The sequence below is a fragment of the Nocardioides sp. genome, assembly GCF_036274455.1.
GTDB lineage: Bacteria > Actinomycetota > Actinomycetes > Propionibacteriales > Nocardioidaceae > Nocardioides.
Genome location: NZ_DASUFR010000202.1, coordinates 1 through 10,315 on the forward strand (window position 1 = coordinate 1; position 10,315 = coordinate 10,315).

Consider the following 10,315-nt stretch of genomic DNA (forward strand, 5'->3'; position numbering starts at 1 on the left):
CCGCCCGCGGCGCTGCTGGCCAGGGCGGTGGACGCAACGACGGACGACCCGGCGTTCACGATCGCCCGGCTCACCGTCGACATGCTCGGTCCGATCCCGCAGGGCGTGGTCCGCACCGAGGCCGAGGTGGTCCGGCCGGGCCGCCGGGTGGAGCTGGTGGCCGCGCGGCTGCTCGTCGACGACCGGCTCGCGTGTACGGCGACCGCGTGGCGGGTCCGCGAGGAGTCAGAGTCGACCCGGCACCTGGTCGAGCCGCCGGCCGAGCTGCCGCCGGTGCCCCACGAGGGTGCGACGACGTACTTCGAGGGGGTGCCGCCGGAGTGGGGTTACGGGCCGTCGGTGGAGTGGCGGTTCGTGGAGGGCGGCTTCTCGGGACCGGTGACCGGGCGGGCGCGGCTGTGGACCAGGCCGAGGATCCCGCTGGTGGCGGGCGAGGAGACCGCTCCCCTGCACCGGCTGATGGTCGTGGCCGACTCCACCAACGGCGTCTCGGCGCGGCTGCCGATCCGGGAGTGGTGGTCGATCCCGAACACGCTCACCGTGACCGTCGAGCGGGTACCGACCGAGGAGTGGATGTACATGGACGCCGCGACCAACCTCAGCCCGCACGGCCGCGGGGTCGCCCACTCGGTGATGTCCGACGGGCAGGGCGTGCTGGCCCACGTGGCCCAGCCCCTCTTGGTGGGCCGACGGTGATCTTGTAAGTTAGTAAAAACACCTGAGTATAGGAGCCGCGATGCTGCAGCCGGAGACCCGCGTCGACACCGCCGAGGCGCGCGAGCAGCGCCGCCGGGAGGCTGCTCTCCGCTACCGCCGCCGCGTGGTGGAGCTCCTCGACCGCCGCAAGGACCTCGAGGGCGTCTCCGAGCTGGCCGACGTCATCTCCGACGGGATCCGCTGGGCCGCCTGAGACCGGCGGGCTCATCCAAGGCCGAGCAGCACGTCCGCGGTGAACGCCGCGGCCCGGCCGTCGAACTCCCGGTGGTGGCCGACCATCGCGTGCTTGCCCGCGGGGACGGGCACGAACTCCACGTCCGCGGTCCGTGACAGGTTGCGCACCACCGACCGGGCCCGGGCCGGACTGGCCACCCGGTCGCACAGGCCGTGCACGACCAGCACCCGCCGGCCGGTGAGCTCGGCATGGTCGTCCGGGTAGACCCAGGGGTTGAGAGCGACCACCGACCGGACCGCCTCGTGGTCCCCTGCCAGGAGCGCGGCCCGGCCGCCGAGCGAGTGGCCGACCAGGCCGAGAGGTACGCCGGGGAACCGGCGGCACAGCAGGTCGAGCGCCCAGTCGGCGTCGTCGACGGGCGTGTGCCGGCTGTCCCAGCCTCGGTAGCGGTTGAGCAGCCGGTAGACCGCGAGCCGGCCGCGACCCGCCCGTGCGACGGTGCGGGCGGTCGGGATCATCCGGACCACCGACAGCTGGGTCGGGCTGACGAGCACCCGGTCGCCACGCGAGGCGCCGCCGTGGAGGACGACGACCGCTCCCTCCGGCGCGGAGGGCTCACGGACCGCGACCAGCCTTGGCGAGGCCTCCACGCGGGGATGGGTGCCGGTCAGGACGCCGAGTGGTTCTCGGGCTCGTCGGCCGCCGCGCTGTCGGCGCCGCCGTCGACGGGGTCGTCGCCGTAGACCCCGGCGTCCTTGGCCGCCTGCGCCTTGCGCAGCTGCTTGACGAAGCTGAACGCCAGGACCACCACCGCCACGATGAGCAGGGCGAGGACCAGCGCACCCCAGCCGCCGGCCTTCACGTCCTCGTCCTTGGGCGTCTTGTCGGCCGCGCTCACCACGAGCGCGGCGACGGGGTAGAGGGCGGCTGCGACGGACATGGCTCCAGTCTCTCAGCCCGCGATGGAGATGCCGGCGAAGAGGTCGTCCTCGGGCAGCTCGGTCTCGACGTAGGACTTCACGAGCTCGAAGTCCTCGGTCGGCCAGACCTCGGCCTGCAGCTCACGCGGGATCGCGAACCAGAAGCCGTCGGGGTCGATCTGGGTGGCGTGCGCGAGCAGCGCCTGGTCCCGCACACCGAAGTAGTCCGCGCAGGGCACGCGGGTGGTGATCCGGGCGTCCCACTCCGGCTCCTCCTTCCACTCCTTGAGCCGCTCCGCCCAGGGGGACTCCAGCCCGTGGGCGAGCATCGCGTCGTGGATCGCCTGCATCCGCGGGCGGTTGAAGGAGTGGTGGTAATAGAGCTTCTGCACCTGCCAGGGCTCGCCGAGCTCGGGGTAGCGGTCCGGGTCGGCCGCGGCCGCGAAGGCCTCGACCGAGATCTCGTGGCACTTCACGTGGTCGGGGTGGGGGTAGCCGCCGCGCTCGTCGTAGGTCGTCATCACGTGCGGCTTGAACTCGCGGATCAGCCTGACCAGCGGCGCGGTCGCCTCCTCCAGCGGGACCAGCGCGAAGCAGCCCTCGGGCAGGGGCGGCTTCGGGTCGCCCTCGGGCCAGCCGGAGTCGACGAAGCCGAGCCAGTCCTGGCGGATGCCGAGGATGTCGCGGGCCCGCTCCATCTCCTGCCGGCGGATCTCAGTGATGTTCTCGAGGACGTCGGGCCGCTCCATCTTGGGGTTGAGGATCGACCCGCGCTCGCCGCCGGTGCACGTGGCGACGTGCACGTCGACACCCTCGGCGACGTACTTCGCGGTCGACGCCGCACCCTTGCTCGACTCGTCGTCGGGGTGGGCGTGCACGTGCATGAGCCGGAGACCGGTGCGGGGGCCAGGGGTCACGGGCACGAGCCTAGGTGTCACCCTTGCCGCGTGAGCGCCCAGGACTACCTCAGAGAGCGGTACGGCGCGCCCGCACCCTGGCGCCGCCGCGCGGTGATCGCCGCGTCCGTGCTGGTCGCGGCGGTTTTCGTCGCTTGGCTCGCGTGGACCGTCTACGAGCACTCCACGCCCAAGGTGACCTCCGAGCTGGAGTCGTTCTCGATCCAGGACGACCACACGGCCGAGGCCGTCCTGGTGGTGACCCTGGACTCCACCGACGTCGAGGCAATGTGCACACTCCGCGCCTACGCCGCCGACCACACCACGGTCGGCGAGCTCACCTTCACCCCCGACCCGAGCAAGGGCCGGCGCCAGGTGGAGACGATCCGGACCGAGCGGCGGGCCACCTCGGTGGAGAACGTGGGCTGCACCGCGCCGGGGCAGGACCGGCCCCGCTGAGCCGCCCGACACGGCTCTGACCTCGGGATTCGCGCTTCGAGTTAGGCCTGCGCCGCATCCGGGCTAGACTTGCCGGTCTGGTCGTCCCGCAGCGCCGCCCCGTCGTAGGCACCGCAGGCCGTCAGGGCAGACCGAACGTGACCGGCGTGAACTCCCGCCAGACCGGGTACGCCCAACCGATCCATCGAGACACACCGCAGGAGTACTCCCATGACCCAGCAGACCGAGCAGCAGGGCCCCATCTGGCTGACCCAGAAGGCCTTCGACCAGCTCAGCGCCGAGCTGGAGGACATGAAGGGTCCTCGCCGCCAGGACATCGTCGGCCGGATCAGCTCCGCCCGCGAGGAGGGTGACCTGAGCGAGAACGGCGGCTACCACGCCGCCCGCGAGGAGCAGGGCAAGCTCGAGGGCCAGATCCGCCAGCTCGAGCACGTCCTCCAGAACGCCGAGACCACCGTGCCGGCCGACGACGGCGTCGTGGCCGCGGGCAAGGTCGTCACCTACAAGTTCGAGGGCGACAGCGACGACGAGGCCGAGACCTTCCTGCTCGGCGCGCGCGAGAACGAGGACTACGTCGACGGCGTCACCGTCTTCTCACCCCAGGCCCCGCTCGGCGCGGCACTGCTCGGCGCCGAGACCGGCAGCGTGGTGGAGTTCACCGGCCCCAACGGCCGCACCAACAAGGTCGAGGTCGTCTCGGCCGTGCCCTACACCGACTGAGCCGCCGGCCATCCTGGCCGTACGGCCTCGGCCGGCTCGCTACTCCAGGACCCGGTAACCGCGCTCCCGGAGCCTGGCCAGCACCTGCTCGGAGTGTTGCGGGCCGCGGGTCTCGAGCTGCAGCTGCACCTCGACCTCGTCGAGCAGCAGCTGGGGCGAGATCCGCTCGTGCATGACCTCGAGCACGTTGGCCCCGCTCGCGCCGACCTCCGTCAGCAGCCGGGCCAGGCCACCCGGGCTGTCGGGGATCGTGACGTGCAGGTTGAGGTAGCGTCCGGCGGCGGCCATGCCGTGCCGGATCACCTTCCCCAGCAGCAGCGGGTCGATGTTGCCCCCGGACAGCACGGCCACCACCGGCGCGCGGAAGTCGTGAGGGGTGTCGAGCAGCGCGGCGACCCCGGCTGCACCGGCGGGCTCGACAACCATCTTGGCGCGCTCGACGAGGGCCAGGAGTGCTCGCGAGAGGGACTCCTCCGAGACCGTCCGAACCTCGTCGCAGTGGTCGCGCACCTCCGCGAACGGGATGGGCCCGGGCACGCCCACCGCGATGCCGTCCGCCATCGTCTTCATCGACTCCAGCCGGACCGGCTCGCCTCGCCGCAGCGAGTCCGGGTACGCCGCGGCCCCGGCCGCCTGGACCCCGACCACACGAACGTCGGGGCGCTTCTCCTTGATGACGAGCGCGACCCCCGCCAGGAGCCCGCCGCCCCCGGTCGGCACCAGCACCGTCTGCACGTCGGGGACCTGTTCGAGCACCTCGAGGCCGAGGGTGCCCTGCCCGGCCACGATGTCGACGTGGTCGAACGGGTGGATCAGCACCGCACCCGTCTCGTCGGCGAAGCGCCGAGCGGCCGCCAGTGACTCCTCCAGCACGGCGCCCTCGAAGACGACGTCGGCTCCGTACGCCCTGGTCGCCCGCTCCTTCGGGATCGGTGCTCCCTCGGGCATGAAGACCGTCGACCTGATGCCCAGCAGCTGCGCGGCGAGGGCCACCCCCTGCGCGTGGTTGCCCGCCGACGCGGCGACCACCCCGCGGGCGCGCTCCTCCGGCGTCAGCCGGGAGATCCGGACGTAGCCACCGCGGATCTTGAACGATCCGGTGCGCTGCAGGTTCTCGCACTTGAGCCAGACCTGGCCGTCGACGATCGCCGACAGCCAGCGCGACTGCTCCATCGGCGTGACGATCGCGACGTCGCGGATCAGCTCGCGCGCCGCCTCGACGTCGGCCAGCGACACTCGCTGAGCGTTCGGCTGGGCCGCCGGGTCACCCACCGATCGCACCGTCCTCCGGGTCGTCGGAGTCGCCCGGCGGCAACGGCTCGTCGTCCTCGACGCGCGATGTCTCCCCGGTCTCCACGTAGTCCTCCTCGAGCTCCTCGACCGGGTCGTCGCCCGGCTCGGTGTAGGCCGCCAGGTGCTGCACGACGGCGTTGGCCGCGGCGGCCAGCGGCACCGCCACCAGCGCCCCGGCGACGCCCGCGGTGAGCACGCCCGCACCGATCGCGAGGATCACGCCCAGCGGGTGCACCGAGACCCAGCGTCCCATGAGGAACGGCTGGAGCACATGGCCCTCGAGCTGCTGCACGCCGATGACCACCGCCAGCATGATCAACGCGGTCACCAGCCCCTGGTCGACCAGCGCGACCAGGACGGCGACGGTCCCCGCGACTGTCGCGCCGACGATCGGGACGAAGGCGCCGAGGAAGACCAGGACGCCGATGGCCAGCGAGAACGGCACTCCGAGGATCACCGCACCGAGGCCGATCAGGATCGCGTCGGTCGCCGCCACGATCACCGTCGCCCTCACGAACTGGGTCAGCGAGATCCAGGCGACCCGTCCGGAGCTGTCGACGCGCTCGCGGGCGGCCCGCGGCGAGAGCCGGACCACCCAGGCCCAGATCCGTTCGCCGTCGGAGAGGAAGAAGTAGGTCGAGAACAGCACGATGAAGAAGCCGGCGAGGACGTGCCCAACGGCACTCCCGACCTCGGTCACCTTGCCGACGATGCCGCCCTCCTGCGTCTGCGCTGAGATGGCGTCCTGGATCTTCTGGATGTAGTCGTTGATCTGGGAGTCGCTGGCGTGCAGGGGGCCGGTCTGCAGCCAGTCCTTGATCTTCTGCAGCCCCTCGACGGTGGAGTCGGCGAGGTCGGAGGCGCCGTTGGCGACCTGCTGGCCGGCGAAGATGAGCAGCGACGCGATGACGCCGAGGGTGAACAGGACGACGACGATCGAGCCGAAGCTGCGGCGCACGTGGTTGCGCTCGAGCCAGTCGACGACGGGGGCGACCAGCGCGCTGATCAGCAGTGCCACCACGACCGGGATCACCAGGACCGCCAGGTACGAGACGACGTACCAGAGCAGGTAGACAGCGCCGGCGATGATGATCAGCCGCCACGACCACGCGGCGGCCAGGTCGAGGCCGTAGGGCACCTCGGCCCGGCTGAAGTTCGACGTACCGGCCGCGATCTCGACGGGCTCGGGTCGCCTTTCCTGTCTGCGCATCGCGGCCCACTGGTGGGCGAGGCGGGCAGCCACCCCTTCGCGATGCTCGGCGGCGTCGTCGAGGCCAGCGGGCTCGCTCACAGCGTCAATCTATCCAGCAGACCGGCCAGGAGCCGGGAGGCCGCGTCGGGGCGTACGGCGGCCAGCAGCCCCGCCGCCGCCAGCACGTAGTCGGTGTCGACCACGACCCGCGCGCGCTCGGGGAGCTGCCAGTCCAGGTCCCGGCCGACGCTGGGACCGAGCACCCGGTCGGCGACGCCCTCGCGGCCGTGACGGAGCACCCCGCCCGAGCCGACGACGAGGTGGACCTCGCGCAGGTCGACGCCACTGCGCTCGACGACCCGCCCCTCCGGGCTGACCACCACCCGTGAGCGGCCGGCGTGCCGGCGCAGCGCCAGCGCGACGGCGGCCCGGGCGATGTCCTCGTCCTCGTCGGTCTCGGTCCCGTTGGTGGGCAGGAAGCCGGGGTCGTCCCGGCGCTTGCGGGCGGCGTCCGCCAGCTCGGGCAGCCCGGCCTCCTCGACCGTGCTGACCGCGGACCAGCGCATGCCGAGGTCGCCCTCGACGGTGCGGGTGACGGGGGTGGGCGCGACCACGTCGCGGGCCAGCCCGCCCCCGTCGACAAACTGAGTCTCGGGATCCAGCTCGACCACCGAGTGGACGTCGGTGGTGGCGCCGCCCACGTCCACGACGACGACCTCCCCCACCAGCGAGGACAGGAGCTCCACACCGGTGAGCACGACGTCCGGAGTGGCGCCGCGGACCATCGCGGTGAAGTCGCCACGCCGGCTCAGGTGCTTGCCGCCGATGACGTGGGAGAGGAACACCTCCCGGATCGCGTTGCGCGCCGGCTGCGGGGCCAGGACGCCGATCCGGGGCACGACGTTGTCGGCCAGGACGTGCGGCACGTCGCCGAGGATCGCGCCGACCTCGGCGCGGGCGTCCGCGTTGCCGGCCACGACGACCGGGCCACGCCAGCCGCCGGCCACCAGGTCGCGGGCGGCCCGGAGCAGCACCTCGGAGTTGCCGCCGTCGGTGCCGCCGGTCAGCACCACGACGTCGGGCGCGTCGGCGGCCAGGTCGAGGTCGTGGCCCTGGGCCACCGAGCGGACCGTGACCACCTTGCCGCCGCTGGAGAGCGCGACCCGGCGGCCCGCCTCGGCAGTGACGAGCTCCTCGTTGCCGACGACCGCGATCCGCAGCCCGCCGCCCGCGCTGGAGCAGGCCAGCACCTCCGCCGTGCGCGCCCCGGGGTCGGCCGCTGCGAGCTCGGCCAGGCACGCGTCGTACCCGTCGAGGACGTCGGTGTCGATCGTGGTGCGGTGCTCGGCGCCGGCGACCAACCTCCCGTCGGCCAGGTCGACCAGCAGCGCCTTGGTGAACGTCGAGCCGAAGTCGACGCAGACCGCCAGCTCAGCCAAGGGCCTGGTCGAGGTCGGCCAGGAGGTCGTCGACGGTCTCGATGCCGACGCTGAGCCGGACCAGGTCGTCGGGCACCTCGAGGTCGGTGCCGGCCACGCTGGCATGGGTCATCCGCCCGGGGTGCTCGATCAGGGACTCGATACCGCCGAGCGACTCGGCGAGGGTGAACACCCGGGCCCGGTCGCACACCCGGAGCGCGCGCTCCTCGCCGCCCTTCACGCGGAACGAGACCATGCCACCGAAGCGGTCCATCTGGCTCGCGGCCACCTGGTGGCCGGGGTGGTCGGCCAGCCCGGGGTAGTAGACGTGCTCCACCCGCTCGTCGGCGGTCAGGAACTCCACGACCCGCTCGGCGTTGTCGCAGTGCCGCTCCATCCGGACCGCCAGCGTCTTGAGCCCGCGCAGGGTGAGCCAGGCGTCGAACGGGCCGGCGACCGCGCCCATGGCGTTCTGGTGGTAGCCGATCCGCTCGGCCAGGTCGAGGTCGCGAACGACGACCGCTCCCCCGACCACGTCGGAGTGACCACCGGCGTACTTGGTCGTGGAGTGGATCACGATGTCGGCGCCGAGGGTCAGCGGTCGCTGGAGGTACGGCGTGGCGAAGGTGTTGTCGACCACGAGCAGGGCGCCGGCCTCGTGGGCCAGGTTGGCGATGGCGGCGATGTCGGCGATCCCGAGCAGCGGGTTGGTCGGGGTCTCGACCCAGACCATCGTCGTCTCGTCGGTGAGCGCGGCCTGCACGGCGTCGAGGTCGTTGAGCGCGGCCGGCGTGTGGTCGACACCCCACCGGGTCGCGACCTTGTCGAAGAGCCGGTGGGTGCCGCCGTAGGCGTCGTTGGGGAGCACCACGTGGTCGCCGGGGTCGAGCAGCGCCCGGATGACGGCGTCCTCGGCGGCCAGCCCCGAGGCGAAGGCGAACCCCTTCTCACCCTCCTCGAGCGCCGCGATGGTCTGCTCGAGCGCCGTGCGGGTGGGGTTGGCGGAGCGGCTGTACTCATAGCCGCCGCGCAGACCGCCGACACCGTCCTGCTTGTAGGTCGACGTCGCGAAGATCGGCGGGATCACCGCTCCGGTCGACGGGTCCGGCGCCCAGCCCGCATGGATGGCCCGCGTCTCGAACCCTGACTTCTCGCGGTGCTCCTGGCTCACCCCGCGAGGGTATCCGTGCGGATCGGTCGCACCTGCAACGGCGGCCGCGGGGGTCTCCGGATATCCCGCTTGTGACGGATCTGTGGGTGCCCGCGCGCCTACCGGATCGCGTCTCGCCGTCCCCGCTGATGGGGTTTGCGGAGGGAGATCGGCACCTGGTGCCGGAGATCCTCGGCAAAGCCGGGGTCCAGCGGTCAAGGACGCCGCAGGCGCCGCGCAGCGGTGCCGAAGGCATCCTTGAGGGCGGGTTGCGGCGTGCTACGCGCGCGGCCGCCCACCCACGGATGGGTCACAAGAGCCGGATATCCGGTGACCCATGCGCTTCTGTGCCGAGATCTCGGCACAGAAGCTCAGGGGTCGCTACAGAAGCCCGGCACTGCTGCGGCACCGAGGCTGCGCACGCCACTCGGGGCGCCGGCAGCCCCTGAGAGCGGGAACGTAACGCTCCCCGGGGGTGTTGGACACTGTGCAGGTGTGTCGAGCCAGATCTCTGGCACGGCCTGCGACACAGAAGGAGAGCAATGTCCATCTTCTCCCGCTACAAGTCCACCCTCGTTGAGCCCGACCAGGCCCTGGCCGGCCGCTCCGAGCGGATGTTCCCGATCGCCGCGCGCCACAAGGTGCTGGACGCCCCCGTGGTCACCGACGAGGTCCCCGAGGGCTACGAGGTCGCGCTCTTCGGCCTCGGCTGCTTCTGGGGTGCCGAGGAGATCTACTGGCAGCTTCCCGGCGTCTGGTCGACGTCGGTCGGGTACGCCGGCGGCACCACGCCCAACCCGACCTACGAGGAGGTCTGCAGCGGCCGGACCAACCACACCGAGGCCGTGCGGATCGTCTTCGACCCGAAGGTGATCTCCTACGCCGACCTGGTCAAGAGGTTCTTCGAGGTCCACGACCCGACCCAGGGGTTCCGGCAGGGCAACGACGTCGGCACCCAGTACCGCTCGGCGATCTACTACACGACGCCCGAGCAGGAGCAGGTCGCGCGTGAGCTGACCGCGATCTACGGGGCCGAGCTGACCAAGCGCCGCCTCGGCGAGATCACCACCGAGATCCGGCCGGCCAGTGAGACGCCCTACTACTACGCCGAGGACGCGCACCAGCAGTACCTCGCGAAGAACCCGTTCGGCTACCGCTGCCACGCGAACACCGGCGTGAAGTTCCCGGCGACCGCCTGATCGGGACCCGATGCTGACGCGCCGGCCTCGCTTCTCGCAGGGCCGCGCGTCATCATCGGATGGGCAACCTTTCGACGAGCCCAGCGCGTCTCGGTAGCAGTCCGCGCACAGCGTGGTCGCGCGGTGCCGGGAGGGTCGTGGTCGCATGGCGGAGCGGCGGGAGTTCGACCAGTTCG

12 protein-coding genes are annotated in these 10,315 nt (G+C 72.0%); 5 read left to right on the forward strand and 7 right to left on the reverse strand.

Translation table 11 applies throughout. The features are described from left to right. Positions 1–696 (forward strand): thioesterase family protein (locus VFV89_RS19890; protein ID WP_329707713.1); only part of this gene is annotated, 696 nt, incomplete at its 5' end. Between the two features lie 40 nt (positions 697–736). Beyond that, positions 737–910: a hypothetical protein gene (locus VFV89_RS19895; RefSeq protein WP_329707714.1), complete on the forward strand. Its 174-nt coding sequence runs from the start codon at positions 737–739 to the stop codon at positions 908–910. An 11-nt stretch (positions 911–921) separates the two neighbouring features. Here the strand turns inward: VFV89_RS19895 and VFV89_RS19900 are convergent, their stop codons facing one another. The 3 genes from VFV89_RS19900 to mca are packed head-to-tail and all read right to left on the reverse strand — an operon-like array spanning position 922 to position 2,696. Next, entirely contained in the window at positions 922–1,542 is a 621-nt protein-coding gene (locus VFV89_RS19900; protein WP_329707715.1) for an alpha/beta hydrolase, read from the reverse strand. 17 nt (positions 1,543–1,559) lie between these two features. After that, positions 1,560–1,832, reverse strand: coding sequence for a hypothetical protein (locus tag VFV89_RS19905; RefSeq protein ID WP_329707716.1), 273 nt, complete (start codon positions 1,830–1,832; stop codon positions 1,560–1,562). A 12-nt stretch (positions 1,833–1,844) separates the two neighbouring features. Then, entirely contained in the window at positions 1,845–2,696 is an 852-nt protein-coding gene (gene mca / locus VFV89_RS19910; protein ID WP_329707724.1) for a mycothiol conjugate amidase Mca, read from the reverse strand. A gap of 63 nt (positions 2,697–2,759) precedes the next feature. Between mca and VFV89_RS19915 the strand changes: the two genes are divergently transcribed. Beyond that, positions 2,760–3,167 (forward strand): DUF4307 domain-containing protein, encoded by a 408-nt coding sequence (locus VFV89_RS19915; RefSeq protein ID WP_329707717.1) that lies wholly within the window; start codon positions 2,760–2,762, stop codon positions 3,165–3,167. Between the two features lie 210 nt (positions 3,168–3,377). Continuing rightward, on the forward strand, positions 3,378–3,887 hold the full coding sequence (gene greA, locus VFV89_RS19920; RefSeq protein ID WP_329707718.1) for a transcription elongation factor GreA: 510 nt from the start codon (positions 3,378–3,380) through the stop codon (positions 3,885–3,887). Between the two features lie 39 nt (positions 3,888–3,926). Here the strand turns inward: greA and ilvA are convergent, their stop codons facing one another. Genes ilvA through VFV89_RS19940 form a run of 4 tightly spaced genes read right to left on the reverse strand, consistent with a single transcriptional unit; the run spans position 3,927 to position 8,961 of the window. Continuing rightward, positions 3,927–5,159, reverse strand: a complete 1,233-nt coding sequence (gene ilvA, locus VFV89_RS19925) for a threonine ammonia-lyase (RefSeq protein WP_329707719.1) — start codon at positions 5,157–5,159, stop codon at positions 3,927–3,929. Then, positions 5,152–6,471 carry an AI-2E family transporter gene (locus tag VFV89_RS19930; RefSeq protein WP_329707720.1) on the reverse strand — a complete coding sequence of 440 codons (1,320 nt, stop codon included), beginning with the start codon at positions 6,469–6,471 and terminating at the stop codon, positions 5,152–5,154. The genes ilvA and VFV89_RS19930 overlap by 8 nt, the downstream gene beginning before the upstream one ends. Next, a complete protein-coding gene (locus VFV89_RS19935; protein WP_329707721.1) occupies positions 6,468–7,811 on the reverse strand; it encodes a glutamate mutase L in 1,344 nt (447 codons plus the stop codon). The genes VFV89_RS19930 and VFV89_RS19935 overlap by 4 nt, the downstream gene beginning before the upstream one ends. Then, positions 7,804–8,961 (reverse strand): cystathionine gamma-synthase, encoded by a 1,158-nt coding sequence (locus VFV89_RS19940; RefSeq protein WP_329707722.1) that lies wholly within the window; start codon positions 8,959–8,961, stop codon positions 7,804–7,806. The genes VFV89_RS19935 and VFV89_RS19940 overlap by 8 nt, the downstream gene beginning before the upstream one ends. Before the next feature lie 521 nt (positions 8,962–9,482). Between VFV89_RS19940 and msrA the strand changes: the two genes are divergently transcribed. Beyond that, positions 9,483–10,139 (forward strand): peptide-methionine (S)-S-oxide reductase MsrA, encoded by a 657-nt coding sequence (msrA, locus tag VFV89_RS19945; RefSeq protein ID WP_329707723.1) that lies wholly within the window; start codon positions 9,483–9,485, stop codon positions 10,137–10,139. The last annotated feature ends 176 nt before the right edge of the window (positions 10,140–10,315 follow it).